The 21,155-nt window shown below is 67.6% G+C and carries 21 protein-coding genes and 1 tRNA gene (1 of these 22 only partly in view); 12 read left to right on the top strand and 10 right to left on the bottom strand.

Annotated elements, in window-relative coordinates:
* Positions 1-26 precede the first annotated feature (26 nt).
* The 9 genes from PWS46_RS19825 to erpA form a co-directional block, all read right to left on the bottom strand.
* Positions 27-644: a hypothetical protein gene (locus PWS46_RS19825; RefSeq protein WP_434622259.1), complete on the bottom strand. Its 618-nt coding sequence runs from the start codon at positions 642-644 to the stop codon at positions 27-29.
* Positions 645-669: 25 nt separating this feature from the next.
* Complete coding sequence (locus PWS46_RS19820; protein WP_434622257.1) at positions 670-1,110, bottom strand: hypothetical protein; 441 nt, start codon at positions 1,108-1,110, stop codon at positions 670-672.
* Positions 1,111-1,276: 166 nt separating this feature from the next.
* Positions 1,277-1,894 carry a hypothetical protein gene (locus tag PWS46_RS19815; protein WP_434622255.1) on the bottom strand — a complete coding sequence of 206 codons (618 nt, stop codon included), beginning with the start codon at positions 1,892-1,894 and terminating at the stop codon, positions 1,277-1,279.
* Entirely contained in the window at positions 1,891-2,589 is a 699-nt protein-coding gene (locus PWS46_RS19810) for a hypothetical protein (RefSeq protein ID WP_434622253.1), read from the bottom strand. The genes PWS46_RS19815 and PWS46_RS19810 overlap by 4 nt, the downstream gene beginning before the upstream one ends.
* Positions 2,586-2,882: a peptidoglycan-binding domain-containing protein gene (locus PWS46_RS19805; RefSeq protein ID WP_434622251.1), complete on the bottom strand. Its 297-nt coding sequence runs from the start codon at positions 2,880-2,882 to the stop codon at positions 2,586-2,588. Before PWS46_RS19805 ends, PWS46_RS19810 begins: the two co-directional genes overlap by 4 nt.
* 207 nt (positions 2,883-3,089) lie before the next feature.
* A tRNA-Ser gene (locus tag PWS46_RS19800) sits at positions 3,090-3,179 on the bottom strand.
* 72 nt (positions 3,180-3,251) lie between these two features.
* On the bottom strand, positions 3,252-3,824 hold the full coding sequence (locus PWS46_RS19795) for a hypothetical protein (protein ID WP_434622249.1): 573 nt from the start codon (positions 3,822-3,824) through the stop codon (positions 3,252-3,254).
* Between the two features lie 120 nt (positions 3,825-3,944).
* Positions 3,945-4,718: an exodeoxyribonuclease III gene (xth, locus tag PWS46_RS19790; protein ID WP_434622247.1), complete on the bottom strand. Its 774-nt coding sequence runs from the start codon at positions 4,716-4,718 to the stop codon at positions 3,945-3,947.
* Positions 4,719-4,766: 48 nt separating this feature from the next.
* The gene (erpA, locus tag PWS46_RS19785; RefSeq protein ID WP_434622245.1) at positions 4,767-5,123 is read right to left on the bottom strand and encodes an iron-sulfur cluster insertion protein ErpA; all 357 of its coding nucleotides are present in this window, start codon (positions 5,121-5,123) and stop codon (positions 4,767-4,769) included.
* 192 nt (positions 5,124-5,315) lie between these two features.
* Between erpA and PWS46_RS19780 the strand changes: the two genes are divergently transcribed.
* From PWS46_RS19780 to PWS46_RS19725, 12 genes are all read left to right on the top strand, one after another.
* Positions 5,316-6,515 carry a deoxyguanosinetriphosphate triphosphohydrolase gene (locus tag PWS46_RS19780; RefSeq protein WP_434622243.1) on the top strand — a complete coding sequence of 400 codons (1,200 nt, stop codon included), beginning with the start codon at positions 5,316-5,318 and terminating at the stop codon, positions 6,513-6,515.
* 58 nt (positions 6,516-6,573) lie between these two features.
* The gene (gene argS / locus PWS46_RS19775; protein WP_434622241.1) at positions 6,574-8,334 is read left to right on the top strand and encodes an arginine--tRNA ligase; all 1,761 of its coding nucleotides are present in this window, start codon (positions 6,574-6,576) and stop codon (positions 8,332-8,334) included.
* The gene (locus tag PWS46_RS19770) at positions 8,331-9,374 is read left to right on the top strand and encodes an SPOR domain-containing protein (protein ID WP_434622239.1); all 1,044 of its coding nucleotides are present in this window, start codon (positions 8,331-8,333) and stop codon (positions 9,372-9,374) included. The genes argS and PWS46_RS19770 overlap by 4 nt, the downstream gene beginning before the upstream one ends.
* Positions 9,346-10,446: a beta-N-acetylhexosaminidase gene (gene nagZ / locus PWS46_RS19765; protein ID WP_434622237.1), complete on the top strand. Its 1,101-nt coding sequence runs from the start codon at positions 9,346-9,348 to the stop codon at positions 10,444-10,446. The genes PWS46_RS19770 and nagZ overlap by 29 nt, the downstream gene beginning before the upstream one ends.
* Positions 10,447-10,462: 16 nt before the next feature.
* Positions 10,463-11,140: a site-2 protease family protein gene (locus tag PWS46_RS19760; protein ID WP_434622235.1), complete on the top strand. Its 678-nt coding sequence runs from the start codon at positions 10,463-10,465 to the stop codon at positions 11,138-11,140.
* A gap of 10 nt (positions 11,141-11,150) precedes the next feature.
* Entirely contained in the window at positions 11,151-11,993 is an 843-nt protein-coding gene (locus PWS46_RS19755; RefSeq protein ID WP_434622233.1) for a segregation and condensation protein A, read from the top strand.
* Positions 11,986-12,603, top strand: coding sequence for an SMC-Scp complex subunit ScpB (gene scpB, locus PWS46_RS19750; RefSeq protein WP_434622231.1), 618 nt, complete (start codon positions 11,986-11,988; stop codon positions 12,601-12,603). The genes PWS46_RS19755 and scpB overlap by 8 nt, the downstream gene beginning before the upstream one ends.
* Before the next feature lie 160 nt (positions 12,604-12,763).
* Entirely contained in the window at positions 12,764-13,003 is a 240-nt protein-coding gene (locus tag PWS46_RS19745; protein WP_434622229.1) for a twin-arginine translocase TatA/TatE family subunit, read from the top strand.
* Between the two features lie 75 nt (positions 13,004-13,078).
* Positions 13,079-13,570: a Sec-independent protein translocase protein TatB gene (gene tatB, locus PWS46_RS19740; RefSeq protein ID WP_434622227.1), complete on the top strand. Its 492-nt coding sequence runs from the start codon at positions 13,079-13,081 to the stop codon at positions 13,568-13,570.
* 15 nt (positions 13,571-13,585) lie between these two features.
* The gene (gene tatC, locus PWS46_RS19735; RefSeq protein WP_434622225.1) at positions 13,586-14,377 is read left to right on the top strand and encodes a twin-arginine translocase subunit TatC; all 792 of its coding nucleotides are present in this window, start codon (positions 13,586-13,588) and stop codon (positions 14,375-14,377) included.
* 142 nt (positions 14,378-14,519) lie between these two features.
* Positions 14,520-17,204 carry an alanine--tRNA ligase gene (gene alaS, locus PWS46_RS19730; protein ID WP_434622223.1) on the top strand — a complete coding sequence of 895 codons (2,685 nt, stop codon included), beginning with the start codon at positions 14,520-14,522 and terminating at the stop codon, positions 17,202-17,204.
* A gap of 113 nt (positions 17,205-17,317) precedes the next feature.
* On the top strand, positions 17,318-18,160 hold the full coding sequence (locus PWS46_RS19725; protein WP_434622221.1) for an AAA family ATPase: 843 nt from the start codon (positions 17,318-17,320) through the stop codon (positions 18,158-18,160).
* A gap of 24 nt (positions 18,161-18,184) precedes the next feature.
* Here the strand turns inward: PWS46_RS19725 and PWS46_RS19720 are convergent, their stop codons facing one another.
* Positions 18,185-21,155: the 3' portion of an AAA family ATPase gene (locus tag PWS46_RS19720; RefSeq protein ID WP_434622219.1), read on the bottom strand. It continues 791 nt past the right edge of the window; only the last 2,971 of its 3,762 coding nucleotides appear in the window; the start codon falls outside the window, past its right edge — the gene reads right to left on this strand; its stop codon occupies positions 18,185-18,187.

Raw genomic sequence — 21,155 nt, 5'->3', positions numbered from 1 at the left:
GGGCGCGGCGCGCCCCCTGGAATGCCCTATCTCTTGACCTGCGCGACCTTCAGCAGGGTGAAGGCGCCCATCTGGTCGATGTATTGCTGATAGAAGAAGCGCCATTTCTTGCCGTTGCGGACGCCCACCAGCGTGACCTTCACCGCGTCAGTGCCCGGCACGTTCATGTATTGCGACTTGTGCAGGGTGGTGCCGTGCATGCGCATGCCCTGACGCAGTCCGGCCTCGTCGATCCGTCCTTCCGCGGTCTGCAGATTGCCGTGGGAGGCGGAGTAGGTGCCGCCGCCATGGTCGCTGAAGCCGAAGGAGCAGCCGTCCATCGTTGGCGTGAACATCACGTCAGCCTCGTCCTCCAACACGACGAGATGCTTGAAGTCCTGGTCGTAGGGCAGCCAGTAGGCGTTCCAGCTGCCCGGCCGGTTGCCCTGGTCGTAGCGCACCGACCAGACATCGACGTTCTTGGTCGAGAATTGCGAGACGATGCCGGTGCCCTTGCGGGTGCAGGTCATGCCGTCGTCGCTGAGGCTGAAGCTCTTGACGCCGCCGACGCGGTAGTTGGGCTGGTAGGACTGATACTGGATCCAGATCAGGTTGTTCTTGAGGAAGCTTTCCGGGTTCGCGACCAGATCGGCGATGTTCGGCATGTGCGCGACTTTCCTGCGAAATGGATCAGATAACGCCGGTAACGGACCGCTTGTATCCGGCCTCCGTCTCGTTGCCGGACAGGAACCAGTAGGCCTTCATCAGCGCGAACTGCTGGTTGTCGTCGCGCAGCAGCACATAGGCGCAATAGACGGTGCCGTCGTCCGGCCGCAGGAAGGCGGAGATCCACGGATTCTGCCGGGTGCCGATGTGCGCGGCATGGCCCAGCTTGCGCGTGATGTCGTTGCGGTAGCCGACCAGCACCGCCGCATGGCCCTGGCGGAAGGGCAGAGCCGACAGTTCCTGATAATTCTGCAGAATGCGCGGGTTGCCGTCGCCTTCCTCGGCATACCACTGCGCCACCTCCATGTACTCGTTGGCCCGCGCGTTCGCACGGTCGTACCGCGCCTGCTTCTGCCGGTCGGTATGACCGGCGGCCGTCTTTTTCAGAAAGCTGATGAGTCCCATGGTCCGCGCCCCTTCCGTAACCCGGATTGGACGCTAGCAGAGCAATCGGGGAGGCGCAAAAGGGCGGGGGTCATATGAAGGTATGCGGTTTGGCGGCAGGGTTGGGAGAGGGCTGAGGAAAACGGAATTCAAACGTCTTGCCGCGCTTTTCCGATCTTCTGTCCAGTCAACGCGACGCCGGCGTAATGACCGTGTTGCCGCGGACCACCGCGCCACAGTCCCTGCGCCACCCCCGCATGTTGTAGGGCGTGCATTGCGGCGGGAGTGGTGACTTGGGGACATAGCGAAGCAGATCTGCCGGTGCCATGTCCTCGATCCGGATCGCTGCGGCTCTAATCAGTTCGCAGTCATCTCTGAAAAGAAAATTCGCCTCCCTTTTCTTTTTTGTCTCAGAAAGTGACGGGTCACCTTCCACTGCCTGTCGTGCCTTATCCATGATATCTATAAGGATGGGCGGGGGAGTAAACCTGCTATTGCCTGGACCGTAACCCAGACCAATCGCCTCGGCGATTTTCCAGTCATTGTTGATGATAAAGTCATCAACATCATGAAATCTGATGAAGACGCTATCCCCAACACGAATATGGGGAAAGCCATCCTCCGCCATTGCCTCCGTCATTTTGTCGACGAACACCTGCCGCATCGGTCCATCGAAGTAATGGCGGACTTTCCAGCCTCCACAAGAGGGCCGATAGCGCTCGATAGGCGCATAGATCAGCGTAAGGACAAGGGCGACCGGAAATCCGACGACCACCAGCCACCGCCGGCCGCCCCACCGCGTCATTCGAGCAATCCCCATAAGGCTTTGAGTAGCGTTATCGTCCCATCGGGTTCGTACCGCGCTTGCGCTTCGACAGTCTGCCGTCTCCGGTAGTCCATCGCAAACGGTTTTGCCAATCCCGCCCTCTCAAGCACGCGCGCTTCGGGACTGCCGATTTGGCCGGGATTAAAATCGAACTCTTCGGTGTCGTGCTTTTCATCACCCAGTCGATTTAGCACGTTGCCAGAAATAGTTAGATAGTCACCGTTCCGGGTGGCCGTGAAATCTCCATCTGACCGAATGCCGCTGCGGCCAAAGGAAAAATACGTCGATGGCCGGCTGAAATTATACGTGTTAAATGAGTTGATATTCCTGTCCCAGTTGTCTTGAAATGATGCTGATTGTCCGTCCTGCAATCCGAGAAGTTTTTCCCTGACACCGGGCTTTTTAGTCATGCCCGTAAAAGTGTTGCTCTCAAACATAGTTCGGTTGTGGTCGATGGCGTCGTCGTAGGCTGGATGTTTGCTCATCTCCTCCGCCGTATAGGACTCCGTTCCGCCTTCGCCCGACCGGTAGCGGCGCAGGTTGTCGGCGGCGGTGTCATATCCAAACAGATCAAAAAGCCCCTCCGCGATGTCCATGAATTCATTGGCGCTGTCTTCCGCCGATTGATTGAACTCGTCGTCGGAAACGCCGTACAGATTGTAGATGGGACTCATCGGCGGGCCCTCCCGAACAAGCGGGCAAGTTCAACGCACAGCGCGCATTCGGTCTCTCCGCCAGGTACCAAGACGCCGTCGCGACGCAATCCACGATCCCGCTGATAATTCAAGATCGCCTCGTTCAACGAGCGGTCAATGTAGGGATTGGGTGCGCTACCGTGATTGTAGCGGCCAAGGCGGCGGAGTGCTTCCTTCACCCAGAGAATGTCCTTCGGGTTGTTGGGTAGGCCGTTGCCGGCGCGGTCACTGAGGTTGGAGGTTTGGCGGCTACGCACTTGGGGTTGGTGCATGGATGCCTCGTCCGGTAGGGTCACCAGACATGCTTATATTCCTTTACCGCGGCCGGTTGCAAGACTTTGATCCTTTTCTGATCACTCAAATACGAATGCAATGGGAGCGAGGCCACCGTGGACGAGCAAATTCGCCCTGCGGCCATAGCGAACCACTGCTGACGCCGGCGTGCGGAGAAAAATTTGAATTCGAAATTTTTGTGGTGGTGGCGGATGGGGTGGGATTCGAACCCACGGTAGGCTTGCACCTACGCCAGTTTTCAAGACTGGAGCCTTAAACCACTCGGCCACCCATCCTTCGGCCCACGGGAGTAGCGAATGCGTCGCGGTGGGTCAAGTGTCGCGCGAAGGCTGCTGCGATTTGCCCCCTCAATTCCGGATCGGGCGGCCCAGGGTGCGCAGGCGGCGGGTTGGTTTGGGCGGGCTGGGGCTGTCGGAGAAGTCGGGCAGGCTGGGGGCGCGGGCTATCGTCTTGCGGATCAACTCCGCCGTGGCGTCCAGATCGTCCAGAATCTCCGGCGCCACGCGGTCGGCATAGCGGGGACCCAGCAGGCGGGTGCGGGTCTGGTCGATGCTGCGCAGTTCCGGCTCGAACAACTCGCGGGCGCCGATGGGCAGGACCTGATCCTCGCGCATGCCGGAGAAGTAATTGCGCATCGCCCGCACCAGCATGCGGGTCAGCAGCAGATCCATCCGCTCGAATTCGGCACGGAGGTCCGACAGGCGCGACTCGTCGACGCCGTGCAGATGCTCCTCGGTCAGGGCGAACAGGGCGCGGATCTCCTCCACCTTGCGGCGGAAGTCGAGGAAGGAGGCGAAGCGGTCGTCGCCCATGTCGCGCTGGGCGCGCTCGGCAAGCTGGGAGGCCTCGGTCGCCTGACGCTCCAATGCCGCCAGCAGAGACTTCACCCGTTCCCGGCCGTTGTCGCGCCCCCACGCCATGCCTGCCCGTCGCTCCCCCGATGACCGCGCCCGCCCGGTTGTCGTCCGGCGCGCGAGGTCATCCTAGAAGCGAAAGTTTTAACAAAATGCTTTTTTGTTACGCGGATTCCACAGCCGCGGTCAGGCGTCGCGCAGGTCCAGGATGACGGGGGTGTGGTCGGAGGCCTTTTCCAGGCCGCGCGGGCCGCGGTCGATGGTGCAGCCGGCCAGACGGTCGGCGGCCTGCGGCGACAGCAGGAAATGGTCGATGCGCAGGCCGTTGTCGCGCGGCCAACCGCCGGCCTGATAATCCCAGAAGGTATAGGCGCGGTCGTCGTCATGCAGGGCGCGGTACGCCTCGGTCAGGCCGAGATTCAGCAGGGCGCGGAACTTGGCGCGCGATTCCGGGCGGAACAGCGCGTCGCCGGCGAATGCCTGCGGCGAATAGACGTCGCGCGCCTCGGGGATGATGTTGTAATCGCCGCCCAGCACCACCGGGATCTCCTGGGCCAGCAGGGTCCGGGCATGCTCGTACAGCCGATCCATCCAGCGCAGCTTGTAGGCGAATTTCTCGCCCGGCACCGGGTTGCCGTTGGGCAGGTAGAGCGAGGCGATGCGCACGCCCGACACGGTGGCCTCGACATAGCGGGCCTGCTCGTCCTCCGGCTCGCCCGGCAGGCGGGTCAGCAGGTTCTCCGCCGGGGCCTTGGACAGCAAGGCGACGCCGTTGTAGGCCTTCTGCCCGACGGCATTGACGTGGTAGCCGAGATCCTCGAAGGCCGAGGCCGGGAAGGCGGCAGTCTCGCATTTGATTTCCTGGAAGAGCACGACGTCCGGGGACGCCGTGCGCAGCCAGTCGGTGATCAGCGGAAGGCGGGCCTTCGCCGAGTTGACGTTCCAGGTGGCGATCTTCACGAAACAGGCCTGCCTTTTCTTTTCGTTATCCGGCTTCAGACCGCGGCCTTAGACCGCGAAGGAGTTGCCGCAGCCGCAGGATGCGGTGGCGTTCGGGTTCTTGATCTGGAAGGCGGCGCCCATCAGGTCCTCGACATAATCCAGCGTCGCGCCGGCCAGCAGGTCGAGCGAGGCGTCGTCGGTAACCACCTTCGTCCCGTCCTTCTCGAAGACATGGTCCTCGTCGGTCGCGGTCTCGTCGAAGGTGAAGCCGTACTGGAAGCCGGAGCAGCCGCCGCCGGAGACGGTCAGGCGCAGCATCAGGTTGGGATTGCCCTCCTGCTCGATCAGGAAGGCGACGCGCCTGGCGGCGCTTTCGCTGACGCCGAGGACGCGGGCATCGGTGGGCAGTGCGGTGTCGGGCATGGGGTGGCCCCTCTGGTGCGGTGCGGGAGTTGCGACAAATGTAAGGGGGATCGGGGGCTTCGTCAAAGTATGGGCACCAATGCGCCAAACCGTTGCGCTTCTGGCACGCTTGTCCGCCGCCGGCGCCGGGGGGCGGGGCATAGCACGCCTTCGCCGTTGCGCCTGCGTTTTCCCGCCGGTAGTGTCCGCCCCATGACGGCGGACTGTTCCCACGATCGGCTGGCTCCCTTTGCCTGCAACCCGGCGGACACGCGCGGGCGGCTGGCGGCGGAGCCTGAAAGCCCGACGCGCTCGTGCTTTCAGCGCGACCGCGACCGAATCGTGCATTCCGGGGCCTTCCGCCGGCTGAAGCACAAGACGCAGGTCTTCGTGTATCACGAAGGCGACTATTACCGCACCCGGCTGACCCACAGCCTTGAGGTTGCGCAGATCGCGCGGTCGATCTGCCGCACGCTGGGCCTGAACGAGGATCTGGCGGAGGCGGTGGCGCTGGCCCACGACCTTGGCCACACCCCCTTCGGCCATGCCGGCGAGGACGCGCTGAACGCCTGCATGGAGCCGTTCGGCGGCTTCGCCCACAACGACCAGACCCTGCGGATCCTGACGCGGCTGGAACGGCGCTATGCCGAGTTCGACGGGCTGAACCTGACCTGGGAAGCGGTGGAGGGCGTGGTCAAGCACAACGGCCCGCTGCTGCCGCTGCTTCCCGGCCATCGCCTGCCGACCACCATCGCCGCCTTCCAGGGCGAGTGGGATCTGGAACTGCACACCAATCCGGGGGCCGAGGCGCAGGTGGCGGCGCTGGCCGACGACATCGCCTACAACAACCACGACATCGACGACGGCCTGCGCGCCGGCCTGTTCACGGTCGAGGAGGTGGCGGAGCTGCCGCTGGTCGGCCCGATCATCCGCGAGGTGTGCGACCGTTATCCGGGGCTGGAGCGCTCGCGCCTGATCCACGAGACGGTGCGGCGGATGATCAACGCCATGGTCGTCGATCTGGTGACGGAGACGCGGCGGCGGCTGGCGGAGCACAAGCCGGGCAGCGCCGCCGAGTTGCGCGCCCTGCCGCTGGCCATGGTCAGCTTCTCCGACGGGATGCTGGAGGCGCAGCGGCCCTTGCGCGCCTTCCTGCGCCAGCGCATGTACCGGCACTATCGCGTGAACCGCGAGATGAGCAAGTGCAAGCGCGTGGTGCGCGCCCTGTTCGAGCTGTTCATGGACGAGCCCAACACCCTGCCGACCGAATGGCAGCGCGACATATCGAAGGCAGGCGGCGACGCCGACCTTGCGGTACGCGCCCGCCATGTGGCCGACTATATCGCCGGCATGACCGACCGCTACGCGCTGGCCGAACATGACCGGCTGTTCGACCTGCATGTGAAAACCTGACACGTGAAGACCTGAGCCGGACGGCTCCTGTGACCTCCTGAAAAGACGACCTGAGACGATGAATATTTTCAAGGCCTTCGAGACCGATATTCGCAAGCTGCTGGAAGAGCTGGCCGCCGAGGGTGCGATCCCCGCCGGGCTGGACAGCAGCCGTCTGACGGTCGAGCCGCCGCGCGAGGCCTCGCATGGCGACCTGTCCACCAACGCCGCCATGATCCTGGCGAAGCCGGCGAAGATGGCGCCGCGCGCGTTGGCGGAGATGCTGGTCGCCAAGCTGAAGGGCCGCGCCGACGTGGCGTCGGTGGAGATCGCGGGTCCGGGCTTCGTCAACCTGCGCCTGACGCCGGACGTCTGGCGCGACCGCATCCGCGACGTGCTGACCGCCGGCACCGCCTATGGCGACAGCGAATTGGGTGGCCGGACGCCGGTCAATGTGGAGTATGTGTCGGCCAACCCGACCGGCCCGCTGCACGCCGCCCATGGCCGCGGCGCCGTGTTCGGCGACGCGCTGGCCTCGCTGCTGGAAAAGGCTGGTTACGCCGTCACCCGCGAGTACTACATCAACGATGCCGGCGCCCAGGTCGACGTGCTGGGCCGCTCCACCTTCATCCGCTACCGCGAGGCGCTGGGCGAGGAGGTGGGCGAGATCCCGGCCGGCCTCTATCCCGGCGAATATCTGAAGGAGGTCGGTCAGGCCCTGGCCGAGCGCGACGGCAACCGCTGGGTCGGCACCGACGAGTCCGAATGGCTGCCGGCCTGCCGCGATTTCGCGATCTCCATGATCATGGACTGGATCAAGGAGGATCTCGGCGTTCTCGGCGTCACCATGGACGTCTACAGCAGCGAACGCGCGCTGGTGACGGCGGGTGCCGTCCAGACGGCGCTGGCGGCGCTGGAGGAACGCGGCCTGATCTACACCGGCGTGCTGGAGCCGCCCAAGGGCAAGAAGCCCGAGGATTGGGAGCCGCGCCCGCAGACCCTGTTCAAGTCCAGCGACTTCGGCGACGACGTCGACCGGCCGCTGAAGAAGTCGGACGGCTCCTTCACCTATTTCGCCAACGACATCGCCTATCACTATGACAAGTACAAGCGCGGCGCGGCTTCGCTGATCGACGTTCTGGGCGCCGACCATGGCGGCTATGTCAAGCGCATGCAGGCGGCGACGCGTGCGATCTCCGGCGGCGAGGCCGAACTGGACGTGAAGCTCTGTCAGCTGGTCCATCTGATGCAGGATGGTCAGCCGGTGAAGATGTCCAAGCGTGCCGGCACCTTCGTGACCCTGCGCGACGTCATCGATCAGGTCGGCAAGGATGTGGTCCGCTTCATCATGCTGACCCGCCGCAACGACCAGACGCTGGACTTCGACTTCGCCAAGGTGACGGAGCAGTCGAAGGACAACCCTGTCTTCTACGTGCAGTACGCCCACGCCCGCTGCCGTTCGGTCCTGCGCCACGCCGCGACGGCGCTGCCGCAACTGGACCAGACTCCGGCGGCGCTGGCGGCCTCGGCCAACCTCGCCCGGCTGGATGCGGAGGAGGAGATGGCGCTAGCCAAGCGCATGGCCACCTGGCCGCGCGTGGTCGAGGCGGCGGCGGAGGCGCATGAGCCGCACCGCATCGCCTTCTTCCTCTATGATCTTGCCAGCGACTTCCACGCGCTGTGGAACCGGGGCCGCGACGATGCCTCGCTGCGCTTCCTGATCGAGGGCGATGCGGAGCTGACGACGGCCCGTCTGGCGCTGATCGCCGCGGTGGCGACGGTCATCGCGTCGGGTCTGAAGGTGATGGGTGTCGAACCGGTGGAGGAACTGCGTTCATGAGGTACGACGGCGACGTCAACTACGCGGCCAATCCCTACGGGATGCCGCCCCGACAGGCCGCGAGCAAGCGCGGGCTGCTGGCGCTCGGCTTTGCCGTGGTCGGCGTCGTTGCCTTCGCCGGTACGGCGGTGGTGGCCCTGCGCGGGCATGACCGGCTGTCCGGCGACGGCCCGCCGCTGCTGACCGCCGATGCCACCCCGGCCAAGTCGCGTCCCGACCAGCCCGGTGGGATGGAGGTTCCGCACCAGGACATCCTGGCCTATGAGCGGTTGCGCGACCATGACGGCGGGCGCGGCAATCAGGTGGAGCGGCTGCTGCCGCCGCCGGAGGTGCCGCTGCCGCGCCCGGTGGTGACGCCGCAGATGCCGGCCGTGGTGCCGTTGCCGTCGGTCCCGTCGGTGGCCCAGCTGCCGCCGGGCGCCACCGCCACCGTACCGCGCGACAGCGTCGCGGCGGCGGTCGCGGCTGCCACCCCGCTGACCGCGCCGGAGCCGGCGCCCGGCCTGTCCACCGCGGATCCGGCCGCCGCGCCGCCGGTTCAGACGCAATCCAGCCAGGCACCGGCCAGCGTCGCCGCCAAACCGCAGCAGCCCCTCCCCGCCGCTCCGCCCAAGCCGGTCACTCAGCAGCAGGCCTCCACGGCGAAGCCGCCCGCTCCGCCGCCGGTCCAGCAGACGGCCGCTCCGTCGATGGGACAGCTGATCGCCAAGCTGGAGGCCGCCTCGCTGCCGGCCGCCCCGGCCAAGGCGGCGCCTCAGCCGGCGAAGGCGGCACCAGCCGTTGTCGGCGGCAGCGGCGGCTGGCGGGTTCAGCTGGCGTCGGTGCGCAGCGAAGGCGAGGCTGCGGCCGAATGGCGCCGTCTGGCCGGACGCCACTCCGATGCGCTGGGCGGCCTGTCGATGCATGTCGCGAAGGTCGATCTCGGGCCGAAGGGCATTTTCTACCGGGTGCAGGGCGCCGGCGCCGACGAGGCGCGGGCCAAGTCGGTCTGCGCCCAGTTGCGCGCACAGAATGTGGGGTGTGTGGTTGTCCGTCCCTGAGTCTGTGGGCTCCGCTTCCGTGGGTCCCAATGCGGTTGACCGTCCGCGCGCGGTCGTCTTCGGCTGCGCCGGGCTGGAGGTGACGGCCGATGAGGCCGCCTTCTTCCGCGACGCCGATCCGCTCGGCTTCATCCTGTTCCGCCGCAATTGCGACAGCCGCGACCAGATGCGCCGGCTGGTGGCCGATCTGCGCGCCAGCATCGGCCGAGCCGATGCCCCGGTGCTGATCGACCAGGAAGGCGGCCGGGTCGCGCGCATGCGCCCGCCGCACTGGCCGGCCCACCCGCCGATGGGCGTGTTCGGCACGCTCGCCGGACGCGATGCCGCCGGCGGGCGCGATGCCGCCCAAGAGGCCGCTTGGATCAACGGCCGGCTGCTTGCCCATATGCTGACGGAGGTCGGCATCACGGTGGATTGCGCCCCCGTCTGCGACGTGCCGGTGGAGGGTGCGCATGACATCATCGGCGACCGCGCCTTCTCGCGCGATCCCGCCCTGGTGATTGCGCTGGCCCGTGCCACCGCCGACGGGCTGCTGGCCGGCGGCGTGCTGCCGGTGGTCAAGCATATCCCCGGCCATGGCCGCGCATTCGCCGACAGCCATGCCGAGCTGCCTGTGGTGGAGGCCGACCGCGCGACGCTGGAAGCCACCGACTTCGCCCCGTTCCGCGCGCTGGCCGACCTGCCGCTGGCGATGGTGGCCCATGTGGTGCTGAAGGCCATCGACCCGAATGCTCCGGCCAGCACCTCCGCCATCGTGGTGCGCGAGGTGGTGCGGGGGCCGTCCATCGGCTTCGGCGGTCTGCTGTTCAGCGACGATCTGTCGATGAACGCGCTGCAGGGCGACCCGAGGTCGCGGGCGGAAGCGGTGCTGGCGGCCGGCATGGATGTCGTGCTCCACTGCAACGGCGATCTGGCCGAGATGCGCTCGCTGACCGACGCCGTGCCGGTGCTGAGCGGGGCCGCGGCCGAGCGCTGGGCGCGGGCGGAGGCGATGCGCCACGCGCCGGAGCCGGCGGACATCGCGGCATTGACGACACGGCTGGCCGAGCTTCTCGGCACGGCCCAAGCCTGACGGACGGGAGCGGACGATGGAGGAATGGATCTTCCAGGTGACGGCCGTGGCCCTGCCGGCCATCCTCGCCATTACCTTTCACGAGGCGGCACACGGCTTCGTCGCCTGGAGGCTGGGCGACGACACCGCCTATCGCCTTGGGCGCGTCACCTTCAACCCGATCCGCCATATCGACCCGTTCGGGACGATCCTGCTGCCGGCGCTGATGTATTTCACCACCGGATTCGTCTTCGGCTGGGCAAAGCCGGTGCCGGTCAATTTCGCCCGGCTGGACCATCCGCGCCGCGACATGGTGTGGGTGGCGCTGGCCGGTCCGGGGACCAACTTCCTGCTGGCGGTGGCGTCGGCGGTGCTGTGGCGGCTGGTCAATCCGGAAAACAGCATGATCGAGCTGTGGATCCGTTCCGCCGCCGAGGTGTCGGTGCTGGTCAACGTCATCCTGATGGTGTTCAACCTGATCCCGCTGCCGCCGCTGGACGGCGGGCGGGTCGCGGTCGGCATCCTGCCGGACTTCCTGGCTCTGCCGCTGGCGAAGCTGGAGCGTTTCGGGCTGCTGATCCTGATGGCGGCCTTCTTCCTGCTGCCGATGCTTGGGCGGCAGATCGGCATGGACCTCAGCGTCATGCATTGGGTGCTGGGCCCGCCCGTGGATGCGGTGATCGACTTCATCCGCATCCTGACCGGCAACGACTGAAAGCGATCATATGGCTGATCTCGTGGCCGATCTGGCGGCGGGGCGCGTGGGCGAAACCACTGCTGCCGCGGAGGCATCGCCGTCGGAGCAGCTTCTGCTGGTGCTTGACGGCTTCGAGGGGCCGCTCGACATGCTGCTGGCGCTGGGGCGTGACCAGAAGGTCGACCTGACGCGCATTTCCATTCTTGAACTGGCCGACCAGTATCTCCGCTTTGTGGCGGAGGCGCGGAAAGTGCGGCTGGAACTGGCGGCCGACTATCTGGTGATGGCGGCGTGGCTGGCCTATCTGAAGTCGCGCCTGCTGCTGCCCGAACCGGAGGGGGAGGAGCCGTCCGGCGAGGATATGGCGGCGGCGCTCGCCTTCCAGCTTCAAAGACTGGAGGCGATGAAGGGGGTCGCGGAGAAGCTGTTCGCCCGTCCGCGCCTGGGCATCGACGTCCACCCGCGCGGCGCGCCGGAGGATTTGGACCAGCAGCGCAAGTCGGTCTACGAGGTCACGCTGTTCGACCTGCTGCGCGCCTATGGGCAACAGCGCGCCCGCAAGGACGCCGGTGTCCTGCACATCGCCCCGGTCCGCCTCTATTCGATGGAGGAGGCGGTGCGGCGCCTGTCCGCCCTGCTGGGCCGCATGCCGGACTGGGCGACGCTGGCGAGCTTCCTGCCGGGCGGGGAGGGCGGCGGGCTGCTGACCCGCTCCGCGCTGGCCGCCCATTTCGCGGCGACGCTGGAACTGGCGAAGGCCGGCCGGGTGGAACTGCGCCAGGAGGGCGCCTTCGCCCCGCTCTACGTCCGCGGGCGCTCCGGCAATCCCCAGGGCGGCGATAATTCGGAAGAAGCACAGTCCCATGATTAAGGAAGTCATCAACGCCCGCGAGGCGGAGGCCCGCATCGGCAGGCTGCGCCTGCTGGAGGCGCTGCTGTTCGCGTCGGCCGAGCCGCTGGACGAGGAGACGCTGGCCGGACGGATCGGGACGGAGGTCGGCCCGCTGCTGGAGGAACTGCGCGCCCATTACGCCCCGCGCGGCGTCAATCTGGTGCGCACCGGCGGCGGCTGGGCCTTCCGCACCGCGGTCGATCTGGCGCCCGAGCTGCGGCGGGAGGAGGAGGTGTCGCGCAAGCTCTCCCGCGCCGCCATCGAAACGCTGGCGATCATCGCCTATCACCAGCCGGTGACCAGGGCCGAGATCGAATCCATCCGCGGCGTCGCCACCAGCAAGGGCACGCTGGACCTGCTGATGGAACATGGCTGGATCCGGCCGGGCAAGCGGCGGGAGACGCCGGGCCGGCCGCTGACCTGGATCACCACCGACCATTTCCTCGACCATTTCGGGCTGGAGACCCTGCGCGACCTGCCCAGCGTCGACGACCTGCGCGCCGCCGGCCTGCTGGACAGCCGCCCGGTGCTGCTTGGGCTGGGGACCACCGGCGACGACAGCGCGCTGGGGACCGACGAGGACGCGTGACTTCCGGCCGGGACCGCGTTTTTAGGGGTGTGCTGCGCGAATTCCCGTGAAAGCTCAATGACAACCGTTTAAGGATGGTGGGGCGAACGTTGCGGCTCCACGGCCTTTCTGCCATAGTGCCGCCCCGCCGCTAAGGCCGTTCAAACGTGATAGGCGCGCCATGGGTTCTTTCAGCATCTGGCACTGGATCATCGTTCTTCTGATCGTTCTTCTGCTGTTCGGCGCCGGTAAGTTGCCGAAGGTGATGGGCGATCTCGCCAAGGGCGTGAAGTCCTTCAAGGCGGGACTGCAGGACGACAGCGACGATGCCGCGCCCGGCAGCAATGCCAAGACCATCCCGAACCAGCCGGCCAACACGGCCGATACCGCGGCCAAGAAGGACGAAGCGGTCCGCAACTGACCGGCGGGCGCGCGGGCGCCCGTTCGGAACGCCGCGCGCCGACCCTGCCCACCGCATTCGTGAAGCCGGAAGAACATGTTCGACATCGCTTGGTCCGAACTGATGGTGATCGCCGTCATCGCCCTTGTGGTCATCGGACCCAAGGATTTGCCCAAGGCGATCTTCACGCTCGGCAAATGGGTGCGTAAGGCCAGAGGCGTCGCGCGCGAGTTCCAGACCCACATCGACGACATGATGCGGGAAACCGAGTTGGACGAGCTTCGCAAGGAAGCGCTGAAGACCCGTGACCTGAACATCAAGAAGATGATGGAGGACACCATCGACCCCAAGGGGGAGGTGGGCAAGGCCTTCGATCCCAAGAGCTTCGATGTCGGGCTGAACGGCCATCAGGGCAGCACCCCGGAGCCGGACCTGCCCCAGGCGCCGCCGCCCTCCGCTCCGGCGGTGACGGACAGCGTGGCGCCTTCGGCGGCCCCTTCGCCGATCACCACCGAGCCACCGCAGCCGGTTCCGGCCCCGCGGCCGGATGCCGTGGCCTCCGCCCAGCCGACCGACAAGCAGACCTGAAGATAAAGACGGGCCATGACCGGCGAAACGCAGCAGGACGAACTCGAAGACAGCAAGATGCCGCTGATCGATCACCTGATCGAGTTGCGGAACCGGCTGATGTGGTCGATCGGGGCAATCCTGATCGCCTTCCTGCTGTGTTATGCGGTGTCTGACAAAATCTACAACTTCCTGGTTCAGCCGCTGGCCGACCTGCTGGCGGGGCAGGGGCGGCGGATGATCTACACCGGCCTGACGGAAGCCTTCTTCACCTATGTGAAGGTGGCGTTCTGGGCCGGCTGCTTCATCTCCTTCCCCATCATCGCCGCCCAGATCTGGATGTTCGTGGCGCCGGGGCTGTACAAGCACGAGCGCAAGGCGTTCCTGCCCTTCCTGGTGGCGACGCCGGTGATGTTCCTGACCGGCGCCGGCATCGTCTATTACTTCATCTTCCCGATGGCCTGGCGCTTCTTCCTGGGATTCGAATTCCATCCCGGTGGTGACGGCAACGCCCTTCCCATCGAGTTCGAAGCGCGCGTCGGCGAATACCTGCATCTGGTGATGTCGCTGATCTTCGCCTTCGGCATCGCGTTCCAGCTGCCGGTGCTGCTGACCCTGCTGGTCCGCGTCGGTATCATCAGCACCGACGCCCTGGCATCGAAGCGGCGCTATGCCATCGTCGGTGCCTTCGTCGCCGCGGCGGTGCTGACTCCGCCGGACGTCATCAGCCAGGTCAGTCTGGCGCTGCCGCTGATCGCTCTCTATGAAGTCGCGATCATCGTCGGCCGCCGGATCGAAAAGGCGCGGGCCGAGGCGGAAGCCCAATAGCCGGCCGGGCATTCATCCGCCCCTTTTGTCTGCCGTGACGCAGGGTAATAATCCGTCCGTCGTGGACATGCCGCCATTCTCGCGCTAAAAGCACGGTTCGGCCAATGGAAGGCCGCAGCCGCGCACCCGGAGCCTTGACCGTATGCAGACCGCCAACGACATCCGTCGCACGTTCCTGGATTTCTTCGCCAAGCAGGGCCATCAGAAAGTCGATTCGTCGCCGCTCGTGCCGCGCAACGACCCGACGCTGATGTTCACCAACGCCGGCATGGTCCAGTTCAAGAACGTCTTCACCGGTGCCGAGACGCGGCCGTACAAGCGCGCCGTCACCTCGCAGAAATGCGTGCGCGCCGGCGGCAAGCACAACGACCTGGACAATGTCGGCTACACCGCGCGGCATCACACCTTCTTCGAGATGCTGGGGAATTTCTCCTTCGGCGATTACTTCAAGGACGACGCCATCGCGTTTGCCTGGAACCTGATCACCAAGGAATACGGGCTGCCGGCCGACAAGCTGCTGGTGACGGTCCACACCTCCGACGAGGATGCGGCGGCGATCTGGCGCAAGGTCGCCGGCCTGTCCGACGACCGCATCATCCGCATCCCGACCGACGACAATTTCTGGCGCATGGGCGACACCGGCCCCTGCGGCCCGTGCTCCGAGATCTTCTTCGACCATGGCCCGTCCATCGCCGGCGGCCCGCCGGGCAGCCCGGACGAGGATGGCGACCGCTTCATCGAGATCTGGAACCTCGTGTTCATGCAGTATGAACAGCTGGGTCCGGACAATCTGGTGCCGCTGCCCAAGCCGTCGATCGACACCGGCATGGGGCTGGAGCGTCTGGCCGCCGTCCTGCAGGGCAAGCACGACAACTACGACATCGACCTGATGCGGGCGCTGATCATGGCGTCGGCGGAGGCGACCAAGACCTCGCCGGACGGCGCGCATGCCGTGTCGCACCGCGTCATCGCCGACCATCTGCGCTCCACCGCCTTCCTGATCGCCGACGGCGTGCTGCCGTCGAACGAGGGCCGCGGCTATGTGCTGCGCCGCATCATGCGCCGCGCCATGCGCCACGCCCACATGATCGGCGCGCGCGAGCCGTTGATGCACCGTCTGGTCCCGGCGCTGATCCAGCAGATGGGCGACGCCTATCCGGAGCTGAACCGCGCCCGCGCCCTGATCGTCGAGACGCTGAAGCTGGAGGAGACCCGCTTCAAGCAGACGCTGGAGCGTGGCCTGCGCCTGCTGGAGGACGAGGTCGGCCATCTGGGTGAGGGACAGCCGCTGGCCGGCGACGTCGCCTTCAAGCTGTACGACACCTACGGCTTCCCGCTCGACCTGACGCAGGACGTTCTGCGCGGCCAGGGCCGGGCGGTCGATGAGGCCGGCTTCAAGGCGGCGATGGACGAGCAGCGCCGCAAGGCTCGCGAATCCTGGGCCGGCTCGGGCGAGGTCGGCACCGAGAAGCTGTGGTACGAGATCAAGGACGAGTTGGGCGCCACCGAGTTCTTCGGCTACGACACCGAGGTGGCCGAGGGCAAGGTGACCGCCATCGTCAAGGGCGATGCCCGCGTCGAGGCCGCTGCCATCGGCGATCAGGTGATGGTCGTCGTCAACCAGACGCCCTTCTATGGCGAATCGGGCGGTCAGGTCGGCGACGCCGGCGTGATCTTCTCCGCCGGCGGGGCCGAGGTCGCGGTTTCCGACACGCTGAAAAAGCTGGGCGCGGTGTGGGCGCATGTCGGCACCGTCACCAAGGGCACGCTGAGCGTCGGCGACGTGGTCGAGCTGCGCGTGGACACCGAGCGCCGCGCCGCCATCCGCGCCAACCATTCCGCCACCCACCTGCTGCACGAGGCGCTGCGCCACCGGCTGGGCGACCATGTCACCCAGAAGGGCTCGCTGGTGGCGCCGGAGCGCCTGCGCTTCGACATCAGCCAGCCGACCGGCCTGTCCGCCGCCGACATCGCCGCCATCGAGGACGAGGTGAACCGCCGCGTCCTGGCCAACAGCGAGGTCATCACCCGCCTGATGTCCCCGGACGAAGCCCGCGCCCAGGGCGCCATGGCTCTGTTCGGCGAGAAGTACGGCGACGAGGTCCGCGTCGTCTCCATGGGCGGCCCGCATGGCGAGATCGACCGCGACTACTCCATCGAGCTGTGCGGCGGCACCCATGTCCGCCGCACCGGCGACATCGGCGTGTTCAAGATCGTCTCCGAGGGCGCCGTCGCCGCCGGTGTCCGCCGCATCGAGGCGCTGACCGGCACCGGCGCCAAGGCGTGGCTGTCCGAGCGCGACCATCTGCTGACCGAGGCGGCGAGCGTCCTGAAGGTCAAGCCCGACGAGGTCCCGTCCCGTGTGGCGGCCCTGGTCGAGGAGCGCCGCAAGATGGAGCGCGAACTGGCGGAGCTGCGCCGGCAGGTTGCCCTTAGTGGAGCGATGGGGGGCGGCGGTGCCAAGGCCGACGGCGGCAACGAGGCCAAGGACATCGCCGGCGTGAAGTTCGCCGCCCGCGTGGTCGAAGGCCTGCCGGCCAAGGACCTGAAGCCGATGGCCGACGAACTGAAGAAGCAGGTCGGCTCCGGCGTCGTGGTGCTGATCGCGTCCAACGAGGGCAAGGCCTCCATCGTCATCGGCGTGACCGACGACCTGACCGGGTCTTTGAGCGCCGTCGATCTGGTCCGCGTCGGCGCCGAGGCGCTGGGTGGCAAGGGCGGCGGCGGCCGGCCGGACATGGCGCAGGCCGGCGGCCCCGACGCCTCGCTGGCTCCGGCGGCGGTCGAGGCCATCGAAAAGGCGATCGCGGCCAAGAAGGCCTCCTGATCGAACAGAAAAACGGCCTCCGGATCGCTTCGGGGGCCGTTTTTCTGACCGCGAAATTCCTCGCCGCCCTGTTTATCGTGGACCGAACCATCGTCGCTTGAGGGAGCAGGCCCATGCGCTTCACCGGAACCGACCGCTATGTCGCCACCGACGACCTGATGGTGGCGGTCAACGCCGCCATCACGCTGGAGCGGCCGCTTCTGGTGAAGGGTGAACCCGGAACCGGCAAGACGGTGCTGGCGGTGGAGATCGCCCGCGCGCTGAACAAGCCGCTGCTGTCCTGGCATGTGAAGTCGACCACCAAGGCGCAGCAGGGCCTTTACGAATACGACGCGGTCAGCCGCCTGCGCGACAGCCAACTGGGCGAGGCGAAGGTCCACGACATCGCCAACTACATCGTCCGCGGAAAGCTGTGGGAGGCCTTCGAGGCGCCGGAGTCTCCGGTCCTGCTGATCGACGAGATCGACAAGGCCGACATCGAGTTCCCCAACGACCTGCTGCTGGAACTCGACCGCATGGAGTTCCACGTTTATGAGACCCGCCAGACGATCAAGGCGGCCAAGCGCCCCATCGTCATCATCACCTCCAACAACGAGAAGGAACTGCCGGACGCCTTCCTGCGCCGCTGCTTCTTCCACTACATCCGCTTCCCCGACCGCGAGACGATGGAACGCATCGTCGAGGTCCATTACCCCGGCCTGAAATCCGCGCTTCTGCGCGAGGCGCTGAACCTGTTCTACGACCTGCGCGAAGTTCCGGGGCTGAAGAAGAAGCCGTCCACGTCCGAGTTGCTGGACTGGATCAAGCTGCTGATGGTCGAGGACGTCGACCCCGAGACCCTGCGCGCCAAGGACGCCCGCACGCTGATCCCGCCGCTGTGCGGCGCACTGCTGAAGAACGAGCAGGACGTGCACACGCTGGAGCGGCTGGCGTTCCTGGCCAAGCGGGGGCGGTGAGGGGCGGGCAGCACTTGCCCCCACTCAAACCCCCTCCACCTCCTCCATCGCCACGCCCAGCGCCGTCCCCGCCACCGACTGCACCGTCACGCGGCTGCGCCCGCCGCCCAGTGGCATCACGCGGATCTGCGTGCCGATACGCTCGACCATCGCCGGGACATGGCTGATGACGCCGACCTGACGGCCACCGGCCTGTAGGGCCTCCAGGCAGGACAGCGCCACGTCCAGGCTGTCCGGATCGAGCGTGCCGAACCCCTCGTCGATGAACAGCGTTCCGATCCCACCCGCAGTTCCCGCCGCCATCGCCGACAGGCCGAGCGCCAGGGCCAGCGACACCAGAAACAGCTCGCCGCCCGACAGGCTGTGCACACCGCGCCGCTCATCGCCCATCTCGCGGTCGACCACCTGGATTTCCAGATCGGCCCCCGCCACCCGCTCCAGCCGATAGCGGCGGGCGAGGTCCTCCAGATGCCGGTTGGCGTGGGTCAGCAGCAGGTCCAGGCTCAGGCTCTGGGCGAAGTTGCGCATCTTCTGCCCGTTCGCCGAGCCGATCAGCTGCGCCATCTTGCCCCACAGCGCACAGCGCGCCTGCTGCGCCTCGATCTCCACCCGCAGCCCGGCCAACCGCTGCCGGTTTCCGTCATCGGCCTCCAGCCGTCCACGTGCCGAGCCCAGCCGGTCGCGGTCCCGCTCCAGCACCGCGCGGGTGCTCTCCGCAATGGTGCCGGCCTCCTCGGCGCTCAGCGCCGGCCCGCCCGCGCCGTGGTGATCGGCGCGCTGCCGCCGCCGCTCGGCCACCACCAGCGCCGCGTCGCCGCGCGCCCGCTCCAGCACCGCCAATGCCAGCTCTTCCGCCTCCAGTTCGCTCTCCGCCGTGGCCAGTAGCCGGCGAACCTCATCCAACCCGACGCCGCGCTCCGCCGCCGCGCGCTCCAGGCGTTCGACGGCCGCCCGCGCCTTGTCGGCGCACTGCCGCGCCGCCTCGCCCCGGGTCTCGCGCTCACGCTCCGCCGCCGACAGCCGCGCGACGGCGTCCTGCCGTGCGAACGTGGCTTTCTCCACCAGGGCCTCGGCCTCGTGCCGCGCCCCGGCCAGTGTCTTCCGCACCACTGCCACCGGTTGCCCGCCCAGTAGGGCGCTCCGCGTTGCCCGCGCCTCCGCCAGCCGACCGGCGAGATCGTCCGCCCGCTTGCGCGCCTCCTCCTCGGCCCGCAGCGCGGCGTCCACCTCCGCCGTCTGCACCGCCAGCTCGGCGGTGGACCGTTCCACCTCGCGTGTGGCACGGGCCAGCGTGTCGCTCTTCTCCCGGTATTCGGCCACCCGCGCCGCCAATGCGGCACGATATCCGTCCGGCTCCCGCTCCAGCCGCACCCGCCAGTCGGCGTCCCCCGCCAATCCCTCATCCAATTCGGCCAGGGCGGCGTCCCGATCTGCCATTGCCCGCTCCAGGGCCGCCACCGCCAGCGCCAAGGCCTGCCGTCCGTCGGCCAGCCGCTGACGGTTCGCCTCGCACTCCGCCGCCAGCCCGGCCGCCGCGGTTTCGAGCCGCCGATGTTCCTGTTGAGCGGCATCCACCCGCCTGCGATGGTCGAGTGCCCATTCCTCGTCGGCCGCAATGGCCGCCAGCCGCCGGTCCACCTCCTCGACCGCCTTGCGGATGTCGGCCAGCGTGCCGTCCTCGGCCTGCCATCCTGCCGCCGTCGCCTGCTCCGTCCAGCGCAGGTTCAGTCCGTCGGCTTCCCGCGCCATGGCGGCGAGACGGGCCGTCAGTCCCTCGGTGCCCTTGTGTGCCGCCGCTTCGGCCGCCTCCAGCGCCGCATGGCGGGCGACCGTTGCGGCCAGCGCTTCACGCAGTTCGGCAAGTCGCTTTTCCTGATCCTGCGTCACCCGGCCGAGCGGAGTCGCCCCGGCCTCCACCCAGGGATGCTCGGCCGATCCGCAGACCGGGCAGGGCTCTCCCTCCACCAACCGCCCGCGCAGGCTTTCCACATCCTCGCGCTGGGCCAGCATCAGCCGTTGCAGAGTACGCTCAGCCTCCTCGACCGCCGCCCGTTGCCCGGTTCGGCGTTCGGCAAGTTCCCGCGCCGCCGTCCCGTCGCGCTCCGCCTCGTCCATCAGCCGCAGCCGCTCACCCTCCGCCGCGTCGCGCTCGGCGGCCAGCCGCTGCCGAGCTTCGCCGGTGGCGAGAAGCGCCAGCAGCCCCTCCCGCCGCGCCCCCGCAATGGCCCGCGCCTGCCGCGCCTCCTCCAGCGACGGCACCGACTCGCCCCGAAGGCTTTCCAGCGCGCGCTCCGCCGCTTGGCAGCGCTCGCGCGCTTCCGCCAGCCGGGCGTCCGCCACCTCGGCGGTGGCGGCGGTCGCCGCAAGCTCCCGCTCCAGCCGCCCGCGCTCCCGTTCCGCCGCCTCGCCGGTCCGCGTGTCGACGACGGCGCGCGCCAGCAGCCGGTCCCACCGCTCCCACTGCCCGGCCACCGCAGCGAGGCCGGCCTGCTCCCGCAGCCAGACCTCCAGCCTCGTCACGTCGTTCCGCGCCGCCGACAGCGTGGTTTCGATGTCGCGCACCGTCTTCCGTGCCGCCCCGGCTCGCTGCGCCGCCACCTTCGCCGCTGCCTCGGCAGTCTCCTGCTCGCCGGCCAGCAGCGCGATCCGTCCATCCAGATCGGCCGCGCGTTCAAGGTCGGGTTCGGCCTTCATCTCGGCCGAGCGGGCATCCTCGAACCGTCGCCGGGCTTCACCATGGCGGGCGGTTGCGTCCTCCACCGCAAGCCGGGCCACGTCCCAGGCTGCCGCCGCCCGGTCGACCGCCGTTGCGGCCTCCGCCGCGTCGCAGTTCGCCCGGTCGGCATCGGCCAACAGCGGCCGAAGCGGCTGCAGGCCGCGCAGCTGGGCCGCCATTTCGCGTCGCTCCTCCGCCTCGTCCCAGGCCCGCTCCGCCGCCTCCGCCGCCTCGACCGCCTTGCTCTCCGCCGCCGCAAGCTGCCCGTCGCGCTCATGC

The sequence above is a fragment of the Azospirillum sp. B2RO_4 genome (assembly GCF_051124815.1).
Taxonomy (GTDB): Bacteria; Pseudomonadota; Alphaproteobacteria; order Azospirillales; family Azospirillaceae; genus Azospirillum.
The sequence above is the reverse complement of the archived record's forward strand: the minus strand, read 5'-3'. Positions and strand labels throughout refer to the sequence as shown.